Genomic DNA, 23,084 nt, shown 5'->3' with positions numbered 1-23,084 from the left:
GTAAGGCTGTCAGGTGGCACGGACCTGGGGCGCTAGCCTGCGCCAGCTTGGTGCGAATTTCCCTACGTCAAATGACGTATGCCTTTACGTCAGGCTGCGTATACCGGCCACTGCTCCTCGCCGCCATGCTGATGCCATCACCGTTGCTGGCCGCCCCCGAGGCGAACCCGCAGCGCCACCGCAGAGGAGTAGCAGCATGGAACCACGATTGATCCGCACCCAAGGTCTGTTGCCGCGCCGTCTGGCGCTGGGAGCGGCGGCCCTGTCGTTACTGGCCGCCAGTGTGTTCAGCCAGGGGGTCATGGCGGACGAGGCCAATAGCACCGGCCTGGCCGTGACCCCGACCGAAGTCACCGTCGGCCAGTTGCACTCGGCCACCGGCACCATGGCGATTTCCGAAACCGGTTCGATCCAGGCCGAACGTCTGGCCATCGAACAGATCAACGCTTCGGGCGGCATCCTCGGTCGGCAGATCAAGGTGATCCAGGAAGACGGCGCCTCCGACTGGCCGACCTTCGCCGAGAAGGCCAAGAAGCTGCTGGTCAACGACAAGGTGGCAACGGTGTTCGGCTGCTGGACCTCGGCCTCGCGCAAGGCCGTGCTGCCGATCTTCGAGAAGGAAAACGGCCTGCTCTACTACCCGACTTTCTATGAAGGGCTGGAGCAGTCGAAGAACGTGATCTACACCGGCCAGGAAGCCACTCAGCAAATCCTCGCCAGCCTCGACTGGATCGCCAAGACCAAGGGCGCCAAGACTTTCTACCTGGTGGGTTCGGATTACATCTGGCCACGCACCTCGATGAAGATCGCCCGCAAGCATATTGAAAACGTGCTGCACGGCACCGTGGTCGGGGAGGACTACTACCCGCTGGGCAACACCCAGTTCGGCTCGCTGATCAACAAGGTCAAGCTGAAGAAACCTGATGTGGTGTTTGCCGCCGTGGTCGGTGGTTCCAACGTGGCGTTCTACAAGCAACTGAATGCGGCGGGCGTCAATTCCTCCAAGCAGACCTTGCTCACCCTGTCGGTGACCGAAGACGAACTGCTGGGTATCGGCGGCGAGAACATGGCCGGTTTCTATGCCTCGATGAAGTACTTCCAGAGTTTGGACAACCCGAACAACAAAGCCTTCGTCGAAGCCTTCAAGGCCAAGTACGGCAAGGACGCGGTGATCGGCGACGTGACCCAGGCGGCTTACCTCGGCCCGTGGTTGTGGAAGGCGGCGGTGGAGAAGGCGGGTAGCTTCGATGTCGACAAAGTGGTCGCGGCCTCGCCAGGCATCGAGTTGAAAACCGCGCCTGAAGGCTACGTGAAAGTGCACGAAAACCATCACCTGTGGAGCAAGACCCGCATCGGTGAAGTGCAGCCCAATGGTCAGTTCAAGGTGGTCTACGAGTCCGGTCTGATTGAACCGAATCCGTTCCCTAAAGGTTACCAATAACGCTCGACCGCTATCGCCAGCAAGCTGGCTCCTACAGAGGCCGGGTACGACGAAACCTTTGTTGTGGAGCACCTATCTGTAGGGGCTGGCTTGCCGGCAATGCGGTTTTTTATTTCTACCTCCCAACAGGAGACCATCATCATGGAATGGCTATCGGAATTTGGTGCCATCGCGGCCATGCAGGGGTTCAACGGCTTGTCCGTGTTCTGCGTGCTGCTGTTGATGGCACTGGGGCTGGCGATCATCTTCGGGCAAATGGGGGTCATCAATATGGCCCACGGCGAGTTCCTCACCATCGGTGCCTACACCACCTATGTCTGTTCGAGCCTGACCAGCCATTTCGCTCCGGCGTTCCAGCCCTACTATTTTTTCTTCGCCATCGCCCTGTCTTTCCTGGTCGCCGGCGCCATCGGCTGGCTGGTGGAGTGGGCGATGATCAGCCGCCTCTACAAGCGCCCGCTGGACACGCTGCTGGCCACCTGGGGCCTGTCCCTGGTCATGCAGCAGACCTTCCGTTCGGTGTTCGGCGCCCGTGAAGTCAGTGCCACGCCACCGGAGTGGCTGATGGGTTCGTTCAACCTCACCGACGCCATCGAGATCCCGCGCAACGGCCTGTTCATGATGGCCCTGACCTTGTTGCTGACGGCGGGGATTTTTGTCCTGCTCTACCGCTCGCGCTGGGGCCTGCACGTACGGGCCACGGTGCAGAACCGGCTGATGAGCCGGGCCGTGGGCATCAATACCCGCAAGGTCGATCGCATGACCTTCGCCCTGGGTTGCGGGGTGGCCGGGGTGGCCGGCGCGGCCTTCACCACCATCGGTTCCACCGGGCCCACCGCCGGCTCGCAGTACATCGTCGACACCTTCCTGGTGGTGGTTTTCGGCGGTGCGCAAAGCCTGTTCGGCACCATCGCGTCGGCCTTCGTGATTGCCCAGACCCAATCGATCTCGGAGTTTTTCCTCAGCGGCTCGATGGCCAAGGTGCTGACCCTGTCCGGGGTCATCCTGATCCTGATGCTGCGCCCCCAAGGGCTGTTCTCCATCAAAGTGCGCAAGTAGAGGCGAGCCGATGAACGTTCTAGACAAGATGCTGGCGGGCAAGCCGAACCTGCTCGGCGTGGCGCTGTTGGCGCTGCTGATTTTCGTGGTGTTCCCTCTGACCCTGGATGCCTTCCGCCTGAACATGGTCGGCAAATACCTGACCTACGCGTTTGTCGCCGTCGGCCTGGTGTTGTGCTGGGGCTATGGCGGCATTCTCAGCCTCGGGCAGGGGGTGTTTTTCGGTGTCGGCGGCTACTGCATGGCGATGTTTCTCAAGCTCGAAGCCTCCGATCCGCTCAGCACCAAGATCCAGACCACGCCGGGCATTCCGGACTTTATGGACTGGAACCAGATCACCGAACTGCCGTGGCTCTGGGTGCCGTTTCACAGTTTCAGCTTCACGCTGTTGGCGGTGATCCTGGTGCCGGTGCTGCTGGCTTTTATCATCGGCATGGCGCTGTTCAAACGACGGGTCGGGGATGTGTATTTCTCCATCGTCACCCAGGCCATCGCGCTGATTCTCACGGTGCTGATTGTCGGCCAGCAGGGCTTGAGCGGCGGGGTCAATGGCATCACCGATCTCAAGACCCTGCTCGGTTGGGACCTGCGCAGCGACAGCGCCAAGCTGCTGCTGTACTTCATCAATGCGGGATTGCTGTTCGGCTGCATTTTCATCGGTCGTTTTGTCCTCGCGTCCAAGCTGGGCCGCTTGCTGATGGCGATGCGCGACAAGGAGGAGCGGGTGCGCTTCTCCGGTTATGACGTGGCGACCTTCAAGATCTTCGTGTTCTGCATTGCCGCCGGTTTCTCGGCGATTGGCGGCGCGATGTTCGCCTTGCAGGTGGGCTTCATGTCACCGTCGTTCGTCGGCATCGTGCCGTCCATCGAGATGGTGATCTTTACCGCGGTCGGCGGGCGTATGTCGTTGCTCGGCGCGGTGTACGGAGCCTTGCTGGTGAACTACGGCAAGACCTATTTCTCCGAGTCCTTTCCCGAGCTGTGGCTGTACCTGATGGGCGGACTGTTCATTGCCGTGGTCATGTACTTCCCCAATGGGTTGGCCGGACTTTGGGACAGCCATGGTCGCCAGGCCCTGAGTCGATTGCTGCGGCGTTCTTCTGGCTCACAACCGCTGGTCGCGTCGGTGCCGCAAGCGCTGCTTACCGAAGCGAAAGCCCCGGCCCCTGAACGTCCTTCCCTGGAGACACAGCCATGACCGCCATCGGTTTTCAGATGAATAAACCGGTGCTCGCCATCGAAGGGCTGACGGTGTCCTTCGATGGTTTCAAGGCAGTGGATAACCTCAACCTGTATATCGACCGCAATGAGGTGCGGGTGGTGATCGGGCCCAACGGCGCCGGCAAGACCACGGTGCTCGACCTGATCTGCGGCAAGACCCGCGCCACCAGCGGCAGTATCCAGTTCGACGGGAAAGAGCTGACCAAGATGCACGAGTACAACATCGTTCGCGCCGGGGTCGGGCGCAAATTCCAGAACCCGTCGATCTACGAAAACCTCACGGTGTTCGAGAACCTGGAGATGTCCTATCCGGCGGGCCGCAAGGTGTTCAGCGCTTTGTTCTTCAAGCGCAGTGCGGCGGTGATTGCCCGGGTGGAGGAGGTGGCCCGGGAGATCTTTCTCGGCGACTTGCTGGAGCAACAGGCCGACCTGCTTTCCCACGGCCAGAAACAGTGGCTGGAGATCGGCATGTTGCTGATGCAGAACCCCGACCTGTTGATGCTCGACGAACCGGTCGCCGGGATGAGCGTCAACGAGCGGGTGCAGACCGCCGAGTTGCTCAAGCGCATCAGCCAGGGCCGTTCGGTGCTGGTGATCGAGCACGACATGGAGTTCGTCAAGAGCATCGCCCACAAGGTCACGGTGCTGCACCAGGGCAAGGTGCTGGCCGAGGGCAGCATGGAGTCGGTGCAGAACAATCCGAAAGTCATCGAAGTCTATCTGGGCCACTGAGGAAGCAGGCATGTTCAACGTCAACAAGCTGTCCTGTGGCTACGGCCAGAGCCAGATCCTCCACGACCTCGACCTGGTTGTGGCCAAGCAGGAAATCGTCGCCGTGATGGGGCGCAACGGCATGGGCAAGACCACGCTGTTCAAGAGCCTGATGGGCATTCTCCCGCAGTGGGGCGGGCAGGTCAGTGTCGATGGGTGCGAGGTCTCCAGCCTTGAGACCCATGAGCGGGTCGAGCACGGCATCGCCTATGTGCCCCAGGGACGGATGATCTTTCCCAGCATGACGGTGCTGGAAAATATCCAGACCGGCTTGCCGGCTTCGGCCCGGGGCCAGGTGCCGGAAGACCTCTATGCATTGTTCCCGGTGCTCCACGACATGCGCTCGCGCAAGGGCGGCAACCTTTCGGGCGGGCAACAGCAACAACTGGCGATTGCCCGGGCGCTGGCGACCAATCCCAAGGTGCTGTTGCTGGACGAACCTACCGAGGGCATCCAGCCGTCGATCATCAAGGACATCGCCCGGACCCTGAAGGAGATCCGCAATTTGCGGGATTTGACCATCGTGGTTTCGGAGCAGGTGCTGTCCTTCACCCTGGAAATCGCCGACCGCTTCCTGGTGATCGAGAAGGGGCGTTTCGTCATCGAGGAAACCCGCGACAAGGTCGACGAAGCGACCATCAGCCGCTACCTCTCCGTCTAGACACCGCCGTCCTGTGGGAGCTACGTCATCCGACGTATTGGCCGATTCGCGCCGCCATTCGAGACTGCCAGCAACGCTGTACATCCCTACTGTCCAGGAGCTTTGCCATGACCGATACCTTGATCAAAGTCGACCTCAACCAGCCCGCCACCGAGAACGAGCAGATCCACAACCGCTGGCATCCGGATATCCCGATGGCCTGCTGGGTCAAGCCGGGGGATGACTTCATCCTCGAAACCTACGACTGGACCGCCGGGGCGATCAAGAACAACGATGACGCTTCCGACGTGCGCGATATCGACCTCTCCACCGTGCACTACCTCTCCGGCCCGGTCGGCGTACACGGCGCCGAACCCGGTGACCTGCTGGTAGTCGACCTGCTGGACATCGGCGCCAAGGCCGACTCGCAGTGGGGCTTCAACGGTTTCTTCTCGCGGCAGAACGGCGGCGGCTTTCTCACCGACCATTTCCCCAGCGCGCAGAAAGCCATCTGGGATTTCAAAGGCATGTTCACCAGCTCGCGGCATATCCCCGGGGTCAACTTCGCCGGCTTGATCCACCCCGGCCTGATCGGTTGCCTGCCTGACCCGGTGATGCTCGCCGACTGGAACCGTCGCGAGCAGGAACTGATCGACACCAACCCGACCCGCGTACCGCCCCTGGCCAACGCGCCACTGGCCGCCACCGCGCATATGGGCAAACTCAAGGGCCAGGCCCGCGATGACGCCGCCACCACCGGCGCCCGCACCGTGCCGCCGCGCGAGCATGGCGGTAACTGCGATATCAAGGATCTGTCCCGCGGTTCGAAGATTTTCTTCCCGGTCTACGTCAATGGCGCCGGCTTGTCGGTGGGCGATTTGCACTTCAGCCAGGGCGACGGCGAGATCACCTTTTGCGGCGCCATCGAGATGGCCGGCTGGGTGCACATGAAGGTCGAGCTGATCAAGGGCGGCATGGCCAAGTACGGGATCAAGAACCCGGTGTTCAAGCCCAGCCCGATCACCCCGAATTACAAGAACTACCTGATCTTCGAAGGCATCTCGGTGGACGAGAGTGGCCAGCAGCACTACCTCGACGTCAACGTCGCCTACCGCCAGGCCTGTCTCAACGCGATCAACTACCTGACCAAGTTCGGCTACTCCCCGGCCCAGGGTTATGCCTTGCTGGGCTCGGCGCCGGTGCAGGGCCATATCAGCGGCGTGGTGGATATCCCCAACGCCTGCGCGACCTTGTGGCTGCCGACCGAGATCTTCGACTTCGATATCAACCCCGACGCCAACGGTCCGATCAAGCACCTGGACGGCAGCATCGACCTGCCCATCGCGCCCGATCTGTAACACGCCATCAACGCTCCGGAGGACCCAACATGCCGACCTACGAATACCAGTGCCAGGCCTGCGGTACATTCACGATGTTGCGGCCGATGAATCAGCGCCATGAGCCTTGCCAGTGCCCCTATTGCGGCGGCGCTGGCGGTGGCCTGCAGTTATCGGCACCGGCCTTGAACTGCCTGTCGAGCAGCCAGCGCCAGGCCATCGCCACCAACGAGCGCAGCGCTCACGCCCCGCAGACCGTCGCCGAGTTCCAGCAGCGCCGCCATCCCAAGGGCTGCGGTTGCTGCGCGCCAAGCAAACCGGTGGCGCCAAGCAAGGCCAATCCCCTCGGACTCAAGAGCAAGACCGGGCCTCGGCCCTGGATGATCAGTCACTGACAGAGGTGTTCTTCATGCGCCATGGCGATATTTCCAGCAGCCCGGATACCGTCGGTGTTGCTGTCGTGAACTACAAGATGCCGCGCCTGCACAGCAAGGCCGAGGTCATCGACAATGCCCGCAAGATCGCCGAGGTGATCAAGGGCATGAAACAGGGGCTGCCGGGTATGGACCTGGTGGTGTTCCCCGAGTACAGCACCATGGGCATCCTCTATGACCATGATGAGATGATGGCCACCGCCGCGACGATTCCCGGCGAAGAAACCGCGATCTTTTCCGCGGCCTGCCGCGAGGCCAATACCTGGGGCGTGTTTTCCCTGACCGGCGAGCGCCACGAGGAACATCCGCACAAGGCGCCCTACAACACCCTGGTGCTGATCGACAATCAGGGGCGGATCGTCCAGCGCTATCGCAAATGCATTCCCTGGTGCCCCATCGAGGGTTGGTACCCCGGCGATCGCACCTATGTCTGCGACGGCCCCAAGGGCATGAAGATCAGCCTGATCATCTGCGACGACGGCAACTACCCGGAGATCTGGCGCGACTGTGCGATGAAGGGCGCGGAACTGATCGTCCGCTGCCAGGGCTATATGTACCCGGCCAAGGAGCAACAGGTGCAGATGTCCAAGAGCATGGCCTGGGCCAATAACTGCTATGTCGCGGTGGCCAACGCCGCCGGTTTCGATGGGGTGTATTCGTACTTCGGGCACTCGGCGATCATCGGTTTCGATGGCCGGACCCTGGGCGAGTGTGGGGAAGAGGAAATGGGCATCCAGTACGCCCAGCTGTCGATCTCGCAGATCCGCGATGCCCGGGCCAACGATCAGTCGCAGAACCATCTGTTCAAGCTGCTGCACCGTGGCTACACCGGGATCTACGATTCCGGCGATGGCGACAAGGGCATCGCCGACTGTCCGTTCGAGTTCTACCGCACCTGGGTCCTGGATGCGCGCAAGGCCAGGGAGAATGTGGAGAACATCACCCGGCGCACGGTGGGCGTGGCGGATTGTCCGGTCGGGCAATTGCCTCACGCTGGTAAAGAAAAGACCGCGGGCTGAAGCATGTCATCGATCCAGCAGGTCTGCGCCTTGGAACAGCCCGAACTGGAATCGGCGATTGCCGATTGCCAGCTGGCCGGCACTGGGGGTGGGCAGATGATGGTTACGCTGCGGGATCGGTGGCTGCGGGTATCTCCGTAGGGACGCACGTCCGGCTAGCAAGCCACCTCCACCCGATTGCGGCCTTTTCCCTTGGCCTCATAAAGCGCCTCATCCGCCACCGACAGCAACCGCGAAAGCTCGTACCCCGACTCCTCCGTGGCCACCAGCCCGATGCTCACACTGAGAAAACCGGGCTCCAGCAGCGTCAGCCCGGCAAACGCGGCGCGAATTCGCTCCGCCACTGCCAATGCGCTGGCTGCGTCGCTGTCGCCCAGCACACAGGCAAACTCTTCGCCGCCAATGCGCCCGAACACATCCGCCGGGCGCAGGATCTGTGTCGTTACCCGGCCGAAGGCGATCAGCGCCTGGTCGCCCACCGCATGGCCGAAGGTGTCGTTCAGGTGCTTGAAGTGATCCAGGTCGCAGAGCAGCAGTGCCGCCGCCGTCTTGCGCCGTTTGCAGTCGGCCAGCAGTTTTTCACTCTTGAGCATGAACGATCGCCGGTTGCCGATGCCGGTCAGGGGATCGCTATAGGCCGCCGCCTTGAGCTGGCGTTCGGCGCGCTCCTTGACCATGGCCAGGGTCACGTAGCCGATCCCGACTATGTAGAGCATGGATTCGAACAGCATGAAGGAGAAGAACGGCACACCTTCGCCGCTGCCCGCGTTTGCCTGCTCCAGGCCGATGCCGGTATCGGTAAAGATCCGCACGCAGTAGAACAGGGTATTCAGCGCCGTCAGGGTCAACGCGGGCAGATAGGACGCTTCGAGGCTGTGCCGGCTCCGCCAGAACTCCAGCAGGGTCAGCCCGCCGTAGCCGGCTGCCAGCGCCGAGTAGGCGGCCACCCGCAATGGCAGCGATTCGAAGAAGCCTGGCAGCAGGCACAGCGCCAGCCAGGTCGCCGCACCCGCGAGCATGCCCGGCACTGAAGGCGGGCGTCCGGCAAACACGCGCATGGCGGTCCAGTTCATGGCAGCGCTGAGCAACAGGACCACGTTGCCGACCACCAGCGGCACAAAGTCGACGCCCAGGCCACGCAAGCTCACCAGCAGGATGCCGAGGGACGCCAGCAACATCATGCTGCCCAGGTAGGCGAGGCAGCGTTCGCGGGTTTCACGCAGCCAGGCGTGCAGGCTCAGCAGCCCCATCAGGCAGAAGATGAAGACCGAGACCAGCAGCAGGGTCGGGATGTGCAGCAGTGTCATGTTCAGGCAACCCAGTTCAGCCGGTGACCGGGGATCGCCCGGGACGGCGGCGGTGGGTGCCAGGGCACACCGCGAGTTGGAAAGCAGGATTTGGCACGTGAGCGAGCATCTTGGCAATCTCTCGGCGGGATTGTAGCGGGATCTCCGAGGGGGTGCCTGCTTGTTGAGCGGGCCTTAGCGCCAAGATCCTACAGATAGTGTTGAGTTGTCTGGCATCCAATGCGGGCACTTTCTTTTGGCCTCGACCGTAAGCTTCGGCAACTGGGCCGAACACCTGATTTTCTGTTCCTGTCGGTCCCTCTCAAGGAGTGAATGACCGTTGAAGGAACGTGCCGAAGCGGCGGTGCTGCAGGCCATCCAGGACGAACGCAGCTTTTTGCCAACGCGTTCCATACCCATCCGGCAATTGGCAAGGGTGCGCTTTATGGCGCCTGGGGATCGGGAAAGGAGCATGGTGGAATCCCGCGTCCGAACGTGAGGTTTAATGAACTCAATGTGTCCCCCAGTGGAAAGAGTTACCCAGGTGGCCCGCAAGTACGTGCTGTAAAGCCGGAGGAGTTTCCCAAGTGACGGATGAACAGAAAGACACCCAGGGGTATGGGGCTTTTTTGAAAGCCAATGAGGGGCGAAGTCTCTCGAAATTCGAATATCTTTATATGGTGATGAGGACGAACGCCATAAGTAATGATTTTTATCTGTTTTTTAGCAAGCTGTTTCATCCGACTATTTTTGTAAAAGATGGGAGCTATTTTATAGAGGAAAATTTCGAGGAGGAGCTTGGTGAGGTCTATGTCACTTTGTGTAAGGCCTGAGTCATGAAAGTGACGGTATACATCGCGAAGGCTGAACCAAAAAACACGAGAGATAAAGGCATGAGCGATACACCTGGCCAAACCGCACTCCGATCTTGCCCGTGAGTCGCTGATGCCACCGGCGGAAAATTCCGAGTTGACGAGATAGCCTCCGATCCGCAGGCCCATATTGTGATTGTCGCCAACAATGCCGACGAGCCGCCGTTCCTGACGCTGATTCCGACTGAATCCGAGCACAAAGTCATGGCCAGGATTGCCCTTGAGGCCGCCACGGACGGGATCAAGCTGCCCGGCGACAACCCGCATTCGCTGGCAGTCCGCGAGAACGATAGTCACGCCTGCCTGCCGCTCAACGCCAAGCACTTCGGTACACGGGCCATCCACTATTTGCGGAAAGAATCCAGGTTGACGTCATTTTCCCAACGCGGCGGGAGCGTTGAGACTATGCTCAGCCCTAATGTAAACACTGCACTTTTTCCAGTTGTCGGCCGTCCAGGAAGGAGTCCGTATGTATTTAGCGCTTCATATCCAGCTATACCCCATTGCCTTTATCGATAGCGCCTCCCGGGATCCGGCCAGCAGGCGGTACCACTATTTTAGCCGCATAGTGCCGATCCCCCACTGACGCTGCAATTCTGGTGATCGAAGAGCGACCTGCTTCAAACCGGATCCAGCAGTCGTTCGAGGCGGTCGGCAGGTGCCGGTGGTAAATCCCAAGCCCGATGGAGAACAGCATGAACGCCAAATCGATCGAGAAAATCTTGCGCCGCTTCGTCGGCGGCCTGACCGGGCTGGCGATGCTTGCCGCCATTACGGCCCAGGCTGCCGACGGCGGCATCGCCAATGGCCCTACCGCAAGCAAACGCATCGCCTTCAGCAACTCCTACGCGGGCAGCGATTTTCGCAAGGTGATGGTGCGCAACTGGCAGGAGGTTGCGGCCACAGCCAAAAAGGATGGCTTGATCCAGGAGGCACCGGTGGTCAGTGCCAACAACTCGGCGTCGGAACAGGCGGCGCATATCCAGGATCTGATCGTCCAGGGCGTCAACGCCATCGTCATCCTGGCCGCATCCGACACAGCCCTCAATGGGGTGATCCAGGATGCCTGTAACGCCGGTATCGTGGTGGTGGTCATGGCCAGCCTGGTGACCGAGCGCTGCGTCTATACGGTGGACTACGACTGGTCCGCCATGGGCCGCGTGGAAATGGACTATATCGCCGAGCGCCTCAAGGGCAACGGTACGCTGCTGGAGATCCGCGGTATTGCCGGCGATGCCACCGATCAAAACATCAGCGACGGTATTCACAAGGCTGCTGGCGACTACCCGGGTCTGAAGTTCGCCAAGACCGTGTACGGGAACTGGACGGCTTCCGTCGCACGCAAGGAGGTGGCGCTGGCGCTGCCGTCGCTGCCGAGCATCGATGCCGTCGCTACTCAGGGCGGTGACGGTTATGGCGCGGCCCTGGCATTCAAGGCTGCGGGACGCCCCTTGCCAATCATCGTGATGGGCAACCGTCAGGACGAACTCGCCCTGTGGAAACAGGAACGCGATGCCAACGGCTATGAAACCGTCTCGGTTTCTGCCTCCCCGAGTGTTTCCCAGGTGGGTTTCTGGGTGGCCCAGCAGATTCTGGCGGGTAAGCAGGTGCCGAAGTTCGTCGAGGTACCGCTGGTACGTATCGATGCGAAAGACCTGGATACCTGGCTCGCCACCATGCCGGTGGGTGCCGCCGCCAATCCCTCCTACAGCCAAGCCTCCGTCGTGGCGATGATCGACGCCGCCACCAACCATACGCCGATGCCTCTGCCGAAGGTTGCGAAGCCGTAGCGGGGAGTGAGGAGGCGAGGCTCCATGTTGGCATTCAAACCCGCCAGGGACAGGCCTATTGCCGTCAGGATCGGGCTGGCGGTCGCCGCACTGGTGCTCCTGATGCTGACGGTATCGCTGGTGGACCTCTACGGGCTGCGGGGCATGGAACGTGCGGTGGATTCCGCCAGCCATTCCGCGGAGATCCTGGCCTCGGTCAACGCGGCCACCGGGCGGGTGGAAAACTTTATCGCCACCCGTGACCAGGAAAGCCTGTCCCAGGCCGAAGCCATGGTGGCGACCGCCATCGCCGGCCTCACCACGATTCCGGCGGCGGAGGCGGAGTCGCTCAAGGGCAGTCTGGAGAGACTTGCCGAAGCGATCGCCACCTTGCGGGCGGCGACCCTGACCATGGATGGCGAAACGGAGAACATGACCGACCATTATGGCCGAATGCGAGAGGCGACGATCCTCGTCGAACAGGGTATCGCCGATGGGCTGAAGGGGCTTGACTCCCGCATCGCCGATCATGAGGTGCGGGTCAGCAACATCGAAAGCGCCCATCGCATCCTGGATATCCTGCGCAACGGCGAACGGGTCGTCGTCGCCAATGTGGCCAAGGTATTGGCGACCGATGATGGGGCCGCCGCCACCGGAGCGCGCGCCGCCTGCGCGGCCCTCCCGCCCGTGGTCGAGCAATTGCGCGAGGTGATGGACGCGTCGCAGGCGGGAGAGACCCTGGATCAGTTGACCGCCGCGGTCGCCGCAGCCAGGCTGGCGGTCGAGCACCTTGGCGAGGCCCCCAGGCTCCGGGGCAGCGAGACCTTGCAGCATCTCGCCGTTGTCGGGGATACGCTCGAGCGTCTTGAGGCGATGCTGGGCGAAGCGAGCGAACACGTGGCTCATGACGCAAACGACATTCAGGCCGCAACCGGTTTGCTGCACAATGCCTCCGCGTTGTCCAAGCGTTTCGCCGAGCGCGTCGCCACCCTGGAGGCGCAGACCCTGTCGTTCCGCCTGTCACCATCGGCCGAGGTCGCCGGCTTCGTCGGCGACCTCCTCGATGAGCTCTCCCGGCTCTCCCGCGTTCTTCCCTCGCCCGGAGGATTGCAAACCCAAGCCGCGCCCCTCTCGGTCTACGACCAGATTGCTGGCTACCGGGCAGCATTCGTCAAGTTCCATCAGGCGAGCGACTCTTTGAGCGCCGCGCGCGATCAGGTGCGCAACGAGGCGCGAAGTGCCGGCCAACTGGTCGCGCGCTTCGCCGGCGAAGCGCGCTCCGACGCAGTGGTCCACAATGATCGCGGCATGCTGGCAACGGTGATCGCCGGCACCGTCGCCATCCTGCTGGCCGGCGCCATTGCCTGGAGCACGTCGCGCTTTGTCGCGCAACCCATCGTGGTCCTGGCCTCGGTCATGCGCCGGCTTGCGGCCGGCGACCTGAACGCCGAGATCGCCAGCGCCGAACGCGGCGACGAGATAGGGATCATGACCCGCGCCGTCCGGGTGTTCCAGGAAAATGCCCTGCGTATCCGGGTACTGGAGGCCGAGGCCGAAGCGGAACGACAGCAGGTCCAGGCCTCTTTGGAGAGAATGGTCGCCGAACGGACCGACGCACTGCACCAGCAGACCGAGGTGCTGGAGGCGCAGGCCGTCGAACTCATTCAGGCGCGCAACCAGGCCGAGGCGGCGAACCAGGCAAAGAGCGATTTCGTCGCCACGGTCAGCCACGAACTGCGCACCCCCCTGACCCTCATTCTCGCCCCTCTGGAGCAGCTTACGGCGGCGGGCGCGCCGCCGACGGACTGGCATGCGCAACTCGACCGCGTCCAGCGCAACGCGCTGCGCTTGCTGAACCGGGTGAACGACATTCTCGATTTCTCCAAGGCCGAAGCGGGCAAGTTTGAGTTGTGTCCGGCGCCAGTTGACTTGAACAAGACGGTTGGGGTGCTGGCCGACGATGCCGCCATGGTGGCCGAGGGCAAGGGCTGCACCTTGACCTGGTACATCGATCCCGCGCTCGGCACGGTGTTCCTGGACCCCCGGCACTTCGAGAAGATACTTCTCAACCTGGTGAGCAATGCCATCAAGTTCACGCCCGCTGGCGGCAGCGTGCACTTGGCGGTGACTCCGCTCGATGGCGAGCGCTTTGAACTCGCGGTGCAGGACTCGGGCATTGGCATTGCGCCTGACAAACTAGCGCTGCTGTTCCAGCGGTTTTCCCAGATCGACAACTCGGCCACGCGCCACTACAGCGGCACAGGCATCGGTCTCGCCCTGGTCAAGGATCTGGTCGAACTGATGGGCGGTGAGGTCGGCGTCAACAGCGAACCCGGACGGGGTTCGTGCTTCTTTGTTCGATTTCCGCTGGGGGCAGAGCAAAACACCGTGCCGGCCGAAGCCGGCAATCTGCACGAGCGGTCGTCAGCGAGCACGACAAGCAGTACCGAGCAACGCCACCTGCGTTTCGACGACGGCCACTCCGGCAGTAGCAACGAGCGACCTTCAACGGACGAGGCTACAGGCGACGAGCCGCATCCGGAACAGGCCTTGCGATCCCGAGTACTGCTGGTCGACGACAGTCCGGAAATGCTCAGCTACCTCAGCGAGCTTTTGCACAACGACTACGTCGTCGCCACCGCAGCGGATGGAGAGCAGGCCTGGGCACTCCTGCAGCGTCGCTCCATCGATGTCGTCGTCTCGGATGTGATGATGCCGAAACTCGACGGCTTTGGTCTGACCGCCAGAATCAAGTCCAGCGCCGGTTTCGCCCATTTACCCGTGATCCTGTTGACCGCCCGCGGCGGCAGTGAGGCCAGCGTCTCCGGGCTGGAGAGCGGCGCCGACGACTATATCGCCAAACCCTTCTCGCCGCTGGAGCTCAAGGCTCGCATACGCGCGGCGCTACGCATGAGCCAGATACAAACTGAACTGCATGCAAAATCCCGTCAGGCTGGCATGGCCGAGATCGCCAATAATGTGCTGCACAACATCGGTAACGTGCTCAACAGCGTGAATGTCTCGGCCGATGTGATCAGTAGCCAGATGCGCGCCTCCAAGACGCAGGGACTGACCAGGGTGGCTCATCTGATGAACGAACACGTCCATGATCTGAGCGATTTTCTCACCGGCGACCAGAAAGGAAAGATGTTGCCCGAATACCTGCTCAGACTGGCAGTGGTGGTGACGGCGGAGCAGCAGGGCATCATCGAAGAACTGGAGCAGCTTACCAAGGGCATCAACCATATCAAGAGCATCGTCGCTGCCCAGCAGTCCCATGCCGGTAACGTCAATGTCGTCGAGACAGTGCCGGTCGAGGAATTAATCGATGATGCCCTGCGCATGAATGCCGGATCACTGGCGCGCCACGAGGTGACGGTGGTCAAGGAGGTTGCCGACTTGCCCCTGCTGCAGCTGGACCGGCATCGGATACTGCAGATTCTGCTGAACCTGATCCGCAACGCCAAGCAGGCATTGGACGCCGTGGTTGATCGCAGCCCGAGTATCACGCTCGGCGCCGCCCTCGCCGACGGGCCAGTATTGCGCATCACGGTGGCCGACAACGGCGACGGGATTACGCCGGAAAACCTGGTTCGCATTTTCTCGCATGGCTTCACCACGCGTAAGAACGGACACGGTTTCGGCCTGCACAGCTGCGCGCTGGCCGCGCAGGAAATGGGCGGTAGCTTGACTGTGCACAGCGACGGGGCTGGACAGGGCACGACCTTCACCCTCGATATTCCCGTTGATGCCGAGTATCGAGCAGAATGAGCGCGAACTGGCAGGTGATGACGCATCCGCAGCGGATTTCAGAAGATAGAATACCTTTCAAACAGGCATTAAAAAGCCGGCTTGTGGCCGGCTTCTCGGGGACGGGTTTGACTTATTTTTGGTAAGCCTCACTCGCCTTCAAAACGTACATCCAGAGCAAATCTGGTTGTGGGACACCGCGCAGTTGTCTCGCGCCGTGTCGTGGGCAATCTGGCCTGCTGCAAGCAGGACGCTACCCAAATGTGCCGCGCAGGATACCGGCATTTACGACAGATTCCCAGCGAAAAGCACACGCCAGAGCTGTCGTTTTCAGACAACAGGGGATCTTGTCCCCTATTTCGATGGCACCGGCGGCCGTCGCTTGTTCAGCGTCGACCACCAGAACACCCAACCCAGTATCCGCACGCTCTGTGCCTCGAGCTGCTCCGCGCTGAACACTTCGTCCGGATACTCGGCACTATTGTGGCTACGCAGCCGCAAGGCCCCCGCCGGCAGGCGGTAGACATACTTCACCCGCAACATGCCGTCGTGCTCCAGTGCGTACATCTCGCCGTCCACCACCTGGGTCAAGCTGCGGTCGATGGCAATGGTGGAACCGTCCTGGATCTTTTCCGCCATGCTGTTACCGGTCATGGGCGCGCAGATCGCCTGGTCCGGCTCGACGCCCATGGCCTGGAGGATACGATAGGGCAGGCGTACCTTGCGCCCGGGCATGATTGCAACCTGGGTCTGGCTCGACCCGTGGGCCGCTGGCGTCTCCTTGTACAGCGGCACCTGCACGTCGTTGCGCTCGGTGGCCGCGAGATCGTCGCGAGCTGAGTAAGGTTCCTGATCATGGGCGGGCAGATGCTCGCGTTCACCCTCCGCCTCGGCGGCCGAACCACACGGGTGCTTGGCCCCGTCGCCGGTGCGCAGCCAGCGGCTATTGACGCACAACAGCTCGGCTATCTCGTCCAGTCGCGCCATGGGTATGCCGCGCTTGAACCAGTTGTTGACGTGCTGCGGTGTCACTTGCCGGTTGGCTGCGAAGTCCGAAGCAGATAGGTGGCACTCCCGCAGGAGGGCCCTTAAGCGATCGCCTGATGTATTCATGAATACGGAGTTTACTGGCGTGCTACACCTGTTTAAATAAACGAGGTGTTCAAAAATTGTTCCGAAAAGCACACGAACTGATTGGGCTTGTTCAGAGCTCCTACACTCAAATAGCTGAATCTGAATCATTGTGTTTATTCATTAAAACTCTTGTTTGTTTATTGGTAAACGAGCACAAAAAAACCCCGGCAAGCCGGGGTTCTTCAATTCGCGCCAGGGCGCGGCGGATCAGCCCTTGTAAGCGGCGACCGACTTCAGGATTTCGGCACGGGCGGCTTCGGCATTGCCCCAACCTTCGATTTTCACCCACTTGCCTTTTTCGAGATCCTTGTAGTTCTCGAAGAAGTGCTTGATCTGCTCCAGCAGCAGCGCTGGCAGGTCGGTGTATTCCTTCACGTCGACGTACAGCTGCGACAGCTTGTCGTGCGGCACCGCGAGGACCTTGGCGTCGCCGCCGCCGTCGTCGGTCATGTGCAGGATGCCGACCGGACGGGCACGGATGACCGAGCCTGGCGCAACCGGGTACGGGGTCACGACCAGCACGTCGAGGGGGTCGCCGTCGTCAGCCAGGGTGTTGGGGATGAAACCGTAGTTGGCCGGGTAGAACATCGGGGTGGCCATGAACCGGTCAACGAACAGGCAATCGCTGTCTTTGTCGATTTCGTATTTGATCGGCGCGTGGTTGGCCGGAATCTCGATCGCGACGTAGATGTCGTTCGGCAGGTCTTTACCAGCCGGAATCTTGCTGTAGCTCATTGGGCGATGCCCCCGTTGGTTGATCAGAAAACTTGGCCGGTTTGACCAAAAAGTGGCGGGATTATAGGCATATTCCGGGGGCGATGCCACGGGTCACAGGACGTGCGGAGGCGCCGCGGAATTCTGGGAAACGAGCCGGCGCGCGATGGTAATCACTGTGGGACATGTGGGAGCGGAGCTTGCCCGCGAAGCTTTTAGCGGTCTTGAGGAAGTCTTCGCGGGCAAGCTCCGCTCCCACAAGGGCAAGGCTGTGGCCGGGATTTCGGCGTTAGTCTTTAGTCTGATACCGCGGGTCGTGGGCTTGCAGATGCCGCAGCCGCGCCAGTGGGTCCTGGCGGTAGAACGCGCGCAATTGCTCATAGACCTGTGGGTAGGCCGTGGCCAGGATATCCGGGGCACTGAAGAAATATTCGCTGGTCACCGCGAAGAATTCCGCCGGGTTTTCCGCGGCATAAGGATCAATCGCGGTGTCGGCATCGGGGTTGCGGTCCAGCTGGCGATTGAGGTCGTCGTAGGCGTGTTGCATGACCTTGGCCCAGTCGCCCACGCGCATGTCGCCGTGCAAGGGTGGCAGGCCGTTGGCGCTGCCGCTGAGCATGTCGAGCTTGTGCGCCAGTTCGTGGATCACCAGGTTGTAGCCTTCCCAGCCGCCGCTGGCCTGTACGCCGGGCCACGCGAGGATGATCGGGCCCTGTTGCCAGGCTTCGCCGCTGTGCTCGGCATCCCATTCGTGCTCCACGCCGCTGGCGTCGCGATGGCGCTGGGGGCTGAGGAAGTCGTCCGGGTAGAGGACGATTTCATGGAAACCCTGGTACCAGTTCAACTCCCCCAGGTGCAGCAGCGGCAGTTGCGCCTGGGCCGCCAGCAGCAGGCGGCGCTCCTGGTCCAGTTCCACGCCCGGCAAGGCACTCAGGTGCTTGTCATCGAGGAACAGCACGCTGTGTTCGCGCAGCCAGCGATCCTCGACGTCGCTCAGGCCGTCGAGGAAACTCAGGTGTTCGCGGACCCGTTGCCAGGTTTCATCGGCAACCGGATGGCGGGCCAGGGTTCGCCGACGACGCCAGGCACTCAGCGACCACACGGGATCAGTGGGTGCCGGCTTTGGACGCGGCGTTGCCGAAGCGGCTGCGAAGCACGCCGATGATCATCGGCAGCAGCGACAGCAGGATGATGCCGACCACCAGCAGCGACAGGTTTTTCTTGATGAACGGTACGTTGCCGAAGAAATAACCCAGGGTGACCAGGCCGCCGACCCAGAGCACAGTGCCCAGGAGGCTGAACAGGAAGAAGCGTGGGTAGGGCATTTTGCCTACGCCGGCGACGAACGGTGCAAAGGTCCGCAGGATCGGCAGGAAGCGCGCCAGGGTCACGGTCTTGCCGCCATGGCGGTCGTAGAAGTCGTGGGTCTTTTGCAGGTAGTCGCGACGGAAGATCTTCGAGTTCGGGTTGCTGAAGAGTTTCTCGCCCGCCGTTCGGCCGATGATGTAGTTGGTGCTGTCGCCGAGAATCGCCGCCAGCATCAGCAGGCCGGCCAGCAGCACCGGGTCCATGCCACCGCCCGCGGCCACCGCGCCGGCGATGAACAGCAGCGAATCACCCGGCAGGAACGGCATCACCACCAGGCCGGTTTCGCAGAAGATCACCAGGAACAGGATGGCGTAGATCCAGGGCCCGTAGTTGTTCACCAGCATGTCGAGGTAGACATCGAGATGCAGGACTATGTCGATCGGGTTGAAATCCATGGGTGGCACCTGTGTGAACGGTCCGACTCGGCGGACCCGTGCAAGGAAAATAGATATACGTAGTTAACTACAGGGAATGTAGTTTTTTCGTACATTCCGTGGGAAAGCGGGATTATAAGAGTTGGGGAGATTTCTGCCTGCTGAGTTTGTAGCGGGGGATGTCGAGCAAAGGCTGTGCGCAAGTCTGCGAGAGCGCCGGTGATCGCGATGTGAGGTTCACCAACGCGATCGCTGCGGTGCGGCGTCCCGACAAGCCAGCGCCTACAGGCGCGTATGGCGGTTATTTGTCGTCGATCGGCAATACGTAGTTCTTGAATTCGCTGTCTTCGCGAAAACCAATGGATTCGTAGGTTTTCTGTGCCACCAGGTTGTTGCTGCTGGTGGACACGCGCAGACGAACGGCGTGGGTCTCACGGGCCATTTTCTTCGCCATGCGCATCAGGTTGTCGGCCACCAGCTGGCGGCGGGCATCCTCGGCGACGTAGATGTCGTTGAGGATCCACACCCGCTTGAGCGAGAGCGAAGAAAAGCTTGGATACAATTGGCAGAAACCGAGCAGCTTGCTGTCGTCATCGTCCGGCAGGGCCAGGTAAATCACCGACTCTTTGCGCCGTAGGCGTTTTTCCAGGAAGTTGCGCGATGAATCAGGGAAGGGCAAGGCACCGTAGAATTCACGGTATTTGACGAACAGGGGCGTCAGCAGGTCCAGATGTTCCAGGGTCGCTTGAGTAATCCGCATAGATCAGGCCTCAACTTCGTGGATATGACGGCAAACGGTTCACTCGGGCAGCCGCAGCGTCGATGCTGCCCAAAGCGCGGGAAAAGCGCAATCCGGATGACGGTCATTCTTGGGGCGGGCTCAGTAGGAAGTTGCCGTTTGAATGGACATCCGATTCACTCTCCAGCGTTTGCACTTGAGCCTCGTCCTTGAGATTGACCCCCGATAATTGTCGGCGGCAGGCTTCTTTCATCAGGTACAGCAGTTTGTGCGCGGCCATGCCGTAACTCATGCCCTCCAGGCGTACGTTGGAGATGCAGTTGCGGTAGGCGTCGGTCAGGCCGACTTTTGGATTATAGGTGAAATACATACCCAGGCTGTCCGGCGAGCTCAGGCCCGGGCGCTCGCCGATCAGGATCACGGTCATTTTCGCCCCGAGCAATTCGCCGATTTCGTCGGCCACCGCAACCCGGCCCTGTTCCACCAGGATCACTGGCGACGTCGACCAGCCTTCGGCCTGGATCTGTTCCTCCAGGCGGGCGAGGAAGGGCAGGGTGTGCCGATGCACTGCCAGCGCCGACAGGCCGTCGGCAACGATAATGGCCAGGTCAACCCCGCCCGGGTGGGCGGCCGCATGTTCCTTGAGCAACTGCGCCGAGGCGGCGTTGAGCTTGCGGCCCAGGTCCGGGCGTTGCAGGTAGCTGTGGCGGTCGTCGGCGGCACTGTGCAGCAGCAAGGTTTCCCGACCGCGCTCGGCGAGTTGCGCACTCAAGCCGGTGTGGTCGAACGGCAGGTGCACGGCGTCGCGGGCCTGGGCGTGGGCGAACTGGAAATCCAGTTGCGCGCTGGTGGTCAGGCTGGTGCCGGTGCGACCCAGGGCGATACGCGCCGGGGTCAGGCGGCGCAGTTGCAGCCAGGGGTTGTCGTTGTCGATTTCGTTGGCCATGTCGTTCATCCGAGCTGCGCCAGCGCCTGGCGAAATGCCGGGGGCAGGCTGTTGCCGAAATGCACCTTGCCATCGGCCTGGGTAAAGATGCCCATCTTCGCCAGCCATTGCTCGAACTCCGGCGCGGGCTTCAGGCCCAGGGTCTGGCGGGCGTACAGGGCATCGTGGAACGAGGTGGTCTGGTAGTTGAGCATGATGTCGTCGGAACCGGGAATGCCCATGATGAAGTTGATCCCGGCCACACCCAGCAGGGTCAGCAGGGTGTCCATGTCGTCCTGGTCGGCTTCGGCGTGGTTGGTATAGCAGATGTCGCAGCCCATGGGCACGCCCAGCAGCTTGCCACAGAAGTGGTCTTCGAGGCCGGCGCGGATGATCTGCTTGCCGTTGTAGAGGTATTCCGGGCCGATAAAACCGACCACGGTGTTGACCAGGAATGGCTTGAAATGCCGGGCCACGGCGTAGGCGCGGGTTTCGCAGGTCTGCTGGTCGACGCCGAAGTGGGCGTTGGCCGACAGCGCGCTGCCCTGGCCGGTTTCGAAATACATCAGGTTCTGCCCGAGGGTGCCGCGATTCAGGCTCAGGCCGGCGTCATAGCCTTCCTGCAGGACGTTCAGGTTGATGCCGAAACTGGCGTTGGCCGCTTCGGTGCCGGCAATCGACTGGAACACCAGGTCCAGCGGCACGCCGCGGTTGATCGCCTCGATGGAGGTGGTGACATGGGTCAGCATGCAGGCCTGGGTGGGGATTTCGTAACGCTTGATCACGGCATCGAGCATGTTCAGCAGGTCGCAGATCGAGCTCAGGCTGTCGGTGGCCGGGTTGATGCCGATCATCGCGTCGCCGTTGCCGTAGAGCAGGCCGTCGAGGACGCTGGCGGCGATGCCGGCCGGATCGTCGGTGGGGTGGTTGGGTTGCAGGCGGGTCGACAGCCGGCCGCGCAGGCCCAGGGTGCCGCGGAACTTGGTCACCACGCGGATTTTTTGCGCCACCAGCACCAGGTCCTGGACGCGCATGATCTTCGACACGGCGGCGGCCATTTCCGGGGTCAGGCCCGGGGCCAGGGCGCGCAGGCTCTGTTCGTCGGCGGCGTCGCTGAGCAGCCAGTCGCGCAGGCCGCCGACGGTCAGGTGGCTGACGACGGCGAAGGCCTGTTTGTCATGGGTGTCGACGATCAGCCGGGTGACTTCGTCGGATTCGTAGGGGATCAGCATTTCCTCGAGGAAATGCTTGAGCGGAATATTGGCCAGGGCCATCTGCGCCGCGACCCGTTCGCCGTCATTGAGGGCGGCGACGCCGGCCAGGAAATCCCCGGAGCGGGCCGGGCTGGCCTTGGCCATGACGTCCTTGAGGCTGTCGAAGCGATAGGTCTGGGCGCCGACGGAATGGGCGAATGTGGCCATGGTGCGGTGTCCTCTTGAGTCTGAACGGTTTCTGTGGAAGCAGACAACCAATGTGGCGAGTGGGCTTGTCGGAACGCCGCACCGCCACGCTCGGCTGCGTAGCAGTCGTAAACGCTGAGCGTCCGTTCTGCCTGATACAGCGCAGTCGCTGGTTTCAGGGCCGCTTCGCGACCCAGCGGGGGCAAGCCCCCTCGCCACAGGGGTGGCGTCGTAATTTTGTAGTGCGGGGCGCCCGGATTGACGCCCCGTGCTGGTGCAATCAGTTACCTGTGAGCATAGCGTCCGCCGGCGCGTCCGAGCGCTGGCTGGCGGTCAACTGGAAGTAGATAAAGCCCACCGCCATGAAGCCAAGGAAGATCAGGCCGATCAGGGTGTTGAACCAGGCCATCGCGATCAGGCAGACCACCGCCAGGACCAGGGCGATCCCCGGGACGATCGGGTAGCCTGGCGCGCGGAAGCTGCGTTCCAGGTTCGGCTCGGTTTTACGCAGCTTGAACAGGCTCAGCATGCTGATGATGTACATCACGATGGCGCCGAATACCGACATGGTGATCATCGCCGCCGTCAGGCTCATGCCTTGCAGGTTGACCAGCCCGTCGCTGTAGATCGCTGCGATGCCGACCACGCCGCCGGCCAGGATGGCCCGGTGCGGGGTCTGGAAACGTGACAGTTTGGCCAGCGAACGCGGCAGGTAACCGGCCCGGGCCAGGGCGAAGAACTGCCGCGAGTAGCCGAGGATGATGCCGTGAAAGCTCGCCACCAGGCCGAACAGGCCGATCCACACCAACATGTGCATCCAGCTGGAGTTAT

The 23,084-nt window shown here is 61.8% G+C and carries 20 protein-coding genes; 10 read left to right on the top strand and 10 right to left on the bottom strand.

Features of this window, described 5'->3' with window-relative positions:
* Window positions 1–196: 196 nt before the first annotated feature.
* The 8 genes from urtA to M5B96_RS27315 all read left to right on the top strand — a co-directional run bounded on the left by urtA (window position 197) and on the right by M5B96_RS27315 (window position 7,922).
* The gene (urtA, locus tag M5B96_RS27350) at window positions 197–1,441 is read left to right on the top strand and encodes an urea ABC transporter substrate-binding protein (protein ID WP_191486390.1); all 1,245 of its coding nucleotides are present in this window, start codon (window positions 197–199) and stop codon (window positions 1,439–1,441) included.
* Between the two features lie 141 nt (window positions 1,442–1,582).
* Entirely contained in the window at window positions 1,583–2,500 is a 918-nt protein-coding gene (urtB, locus tag M5B96_RS27345) for an urea ABC transporter permease subunit UrtB (RefSeq protein WP_191486389.1), read from the top strand.
* Window positions 2,501–2,510: 10 nt separating this feature from the next.
* Entirely contained in the window at window positions 2,511–3,698 is a 1,188-nt protein-coding gene (gene urtC, locus M5B96_RS27340) for an urea ABC transporter permease subunit UrtC (RefSeq protein ID WP_248800086.1), read from the top strand.
* On the top strand, window positions 3,695–4,453 hold the full coding sequence (gene urtD / locus M5B96_RS27335) for an urea ABC transporter ATP-binding protein UrtD (RefSeq protein WP_248800085.1): 759 nt from the start codon (window positions 3,695–3,697) through the stop codon (window positions 4,451–4,453). The genes urtC and urtD overlap by 4 nt, the downstream gene beginning before the upstream one ends.
* Window positions 4,454–4,463: 10 nt before the next feature.
* On the top strand, window positions 4,464–5,153 hold the full coding sequence (urtE, locus tag M5B96_RS27330) for an urea ABC transporter ATP-binding subunit UrtE (RefSeq protein WP_248800084.1): 690 nt from the start codon (window positions 4,464–4,466) through the stop codon (window positions 5,151–5,153).
* A gap of 107 nt (window positions 5,154–5,260) precedes the next feature.
* The gene (gene fmdA, locus M5B96_RS27325) at window positions 5,261–6,490 is read left to right on the top strand and encodes a formamidase (protein ID WP_248800083.1); all 1,230 of its coding nucleotides are present in this window, start codon (window positions 5,261–5,263) and stop codon (window positions 6,488–6,490) included.
* A 29-nt stretch (window positions 6,491–6,519) separates the two neighbouring features.
* Window positions 6,520–6,864 (top strand): FmdB family zinc ribbon protein, encoded by a 345-nt coding sequence (locus M5B96_RS27320; protein ID WP_248800082.1) that lies wholly within the window; start codon window positions 6,520–6,522, stop codon window positions 6,862–6,864.
* Window positions 6,865–6,878: 14 nt separating this feature from the next.
* Window positions 6,879–7,922 carry an aliphatic amidase gene (locus M5B96_RS27315; protein WP_248800081.1) on the top strand — a complete coding sequence of 348 codons (1,044 nt, stop codon included), beginning with the start codon at window positions 6,879–6,881 and terminating at the stop codon, window positions 7,920–7,922.
* Window positions 7,923–8,077: 155 nt separating this feature from the next.
* Here the strand turns inward: M5B96_RS27315 and M5B96_RS27310 are convergent, their stop codons facing one another.
* A complete protein-coding gene (locus tag M5B96_RS27310; protein ID WP_248800080.1) occupies window positions 8,078–9,229 on the bottom strand; it encodes a GGDEF domain-containing protein in 1,152 nt (383 codons plus the stop codon).
* Between the two features lie 515 nt (window positions 9,230–9,744).
* Window positions 9,745–10,377, bottom strand: a complete 633-nt coding sequence (locus tag M5B96_RS27305; protein WP_248800079.1) for a hypothetical protein — start codon at window positions 10,375–10,377, stop codon at window positions 9,745–9,747.
* Between the two features lie 398 nt (window positions 10,378–10,775).
* Between M5B96_RS27305 and M5B96_RS27300 the strand changes: the two genes are divergently transcribed.
* Window positions 10,776–11,870, top strand: coding sequence for an ABC transporter substrate-binding protein (locus tag M5B96_RS27300; protein ID WP_248800078.1), 1,095 nt, complete (start codon window positions 10,776–10,778; stop codon window positions 11,868–11,870).
* Between the two features lie 24 nt (window positions 11,871–11,894).
* On the top strand, window positions 11,895–15,620 hold the full coding sequence (locus M5B96_RS27295; RefSeq protein WP_248800077.1) for an ATP-binding protein: 3,726 nt from the start codon (window positions 11,895–11,897) through the stop codon (window positions 15,618–15,620).
* Between the two features lie 333 nt (window positions 15,621–15,953).
* Here the strand turns inward: M5B96_RS27295 and M5B96_RS27290 are convergent, their stop codons facing one another.
* From M5B96_RS27290 to M5B96_RS27255, 8 genes are all read right to left on the bottom strand, one after another.
* On the bottom strand, window positions 15,954–16,712 hold the full coding sequence (locus tag M5B96_RS27290; protein WP_248800076.1) for a helix-turn-helix transcriptional regulator: 759 nt from the start codon (window positions 16,710–16,712) through the stop codon (window positions 15,954–15,956).
* A gap of 228 nt (window positions 16,713–16,940) precedes the next feature.
* On the bottom strand, window positions 16,941–17,468 hold the full coding sequence (gene ppa / locus M5B96_RS27285) for an inorganic diphosphatase (RefSeq protein ID WP_248800075.1): 528 nt from the start codon (window positions 17,466–17,468) through the stop codon (window positions 16,941–16,943).
* 268 nt (window positions 17,469–17,736) lie between these two features.
* A complete protein-coding gene (locus M5B96_RS27280; protein WP_248800074.1) occupies window positions 17,737–18,549 on the bottom strand; it encodes a zinc-dependent peptidase in 813 nt (270 codons plus the stop codon).
* A 4-nt stretch (window positions 18,550–18,553) separates the two neighbouring features.
* Window positions 18,554–19,210, bottom strand: a complete 657-nt coding sequence (locus M5B96_RS27275; RefSeq protein WP_248800073.1) for a DedA family protein — start codon at window positions 19,208–19,210, stop codon at window positions 18,554–18,556.
* 280 nt (window positions 19,211–19,490) lie between these two features.
* Complete coding sequence (locus M5B96_RS27270) at window positions 19,491–19,949, bottom strand: GNAT family N-acetyltransferase (protein ID WP_248800072.1); 459 nt, start codon at window positions 19,947–19,949, stop codon at window positions 19,491–19,493.
* Window positions 19,950–20,052: 103 nt separating this feature from the next.
* On the bottom strand, window positions 20,053–20,883 hold the full coding sequence (gene eutC / locus M5B96_RS27265; protein WP_248800071.1) for an ethanolamine ammonia-lyase subunit EutC: 831 nt from the start codon (window positions 20,881–20,883) through the stop codon (window positions 20,053–20,055).
* Window positions 20,880–22,274, bottom strand: coding sequence for an ethanolamine ammonia-lyase subunit EutB (locus M5B96_RS27260; RefSeq protein WP_248800070.1), 1,395 nt, complete (start codon window positions 22,272–22,274; stop codon window positions 20,880–20,882). Before M5B96_RS27260 ends, eutC begins: the two co-directional genes overlap by 4 nt.
* A gap of 259 nt (window positions 22,275–22,533) precedes the next feature.
* Window positions 22,534–23,084 (bottom strand): amino acid permease (locus M5B96_RS27255; RefSeq protein ID WP_248800069.1); only part of this gene is annotated, 551 nt, incomplete at its 5' end.

This window comes from Pseudomonas sp. MWU13-2105 (assembly GCF_023242315.1).
GTDB lineage: Bacteria > Pseudomonadota > Gammaproteobacteria > Pseudomonadales > Pseudomonadaceae > Aquipseudomonas.
Note: the sequence above shows the minus strand (reverse complement) of the source record. Positions and strands in the feature narration are given on the sequence as shown.